General features: G+C 61.2%; 1 protein-coding gene and 1 pseudogene. Both read left to right on the top strand.

Annotated features, from left to right (window positions below; translation table 11 throughout):
- On the top strand, window positions 1-835 hold an 835-nt coding region (locus AC1DU6_RS32375; protein ID WP_477862328.1), incomplete at its 5' end, for a GNVR domain-containing protein.
- A gap of 71 nt (window positions 836-906) precedes the next feature.
- Window positions 907-1,074 (top strand): annotated as a pseudogene (locus AC1DU6_RS32370) (gfo/Idh/MocA family oxidoreductase); the annotation flags it as partial.

Below are 1,074 nucleotides of genomic sequence, written 5' to 3'. Positions count from 1 at the left end.
GCGCAATACGGGCGACCAGTACGTCGCCTTTGCGCAAAGCCGCACCGTTGCGGACGGAATCCTGGAGCGCTTTGACCTCAAGACGGTCTACGAAGAAAAGCTGGCCCACGATGCGCGGCTGAAGCTGATGGACCGCACTCGAATCAATCTGGGCAAGAAGGACGGCGTCATCACGCTCGAGTTCGATGACCATGATCCCAAGCGCGCAGCCGACATTGCCAATGGCTACGTCGAGGAGATTCGTCGACTCACCGCCGGATTGACGCTGACCGAAGCTCAACAGCGCCRGGCCTTCTTTGAAGGTCAACTCAAGCAGGTGCGAGCCAAGCTCGATGCCGCGCAGGCGGCCTTGCAAGGTAGCGGCGTTTCGACGGAAACCATCAAGGCTGAACCCAAGGCCGCCGTCGAAGCTCTGGCAAAGCTCCGCGCCGAACTGACGAGCGCCGAGGTCAAGCTGCAGATGCTGAGCAGCAGTCTGGCCGAGCACACGCCGGAAATTCAGCAGCAGACGGCCGCCGTGAACCGCTTGCGCGACGAATTGACCCGCGCCGCGCAGGTGGTGCAATCTTCAGGCGGGGGATACGTCGGCGCCTATCGCGAGTTCAAGTATCAAGAATCGCTGTTCGATTTGATCGCCCGCCAGTACGAACTCGCGCGCGTGGACGAAAGCCGCGATGGCGGCCAGTTGCAGGTCATCGACACGGCCCAGGTTCCTGAGCGCAAATCCAAACCAAAGCGCAGCATCCTGATGATCCTAGGCTTCGGGCTTGGTTTGCTGGCCGTTTGCGTCCACACCGCCACGACCTTGATACGTCAGTCGCGCCCGACTGCCTGAGCGCTCCGCTCGGGCTTGCTCATGCTCTTCGAGGGCAAAACGCCCTCGCTCTGTAGTTTTCCGGTTTCCATATGAATTCGTTCGCTCCCCCCATCGTCGATCGCAAGATCCGCTTCGCGCTCGCAGGTTGCGGCCGCATCGCCAAGAACCACTTCGAAGCCATCCGCAAGCTCGGCGATCAGTGCGAGTTGGTTGACGTCTGTGACATCGACGCCGCTGCACTGGCTGCGACGGTGGAC

The organism is Roseateles sp. P5_B10 (assembly GCF_056400485.1).
This window is presented reverse-complemented; position numbering and strand designations above follow the sequence as displayed.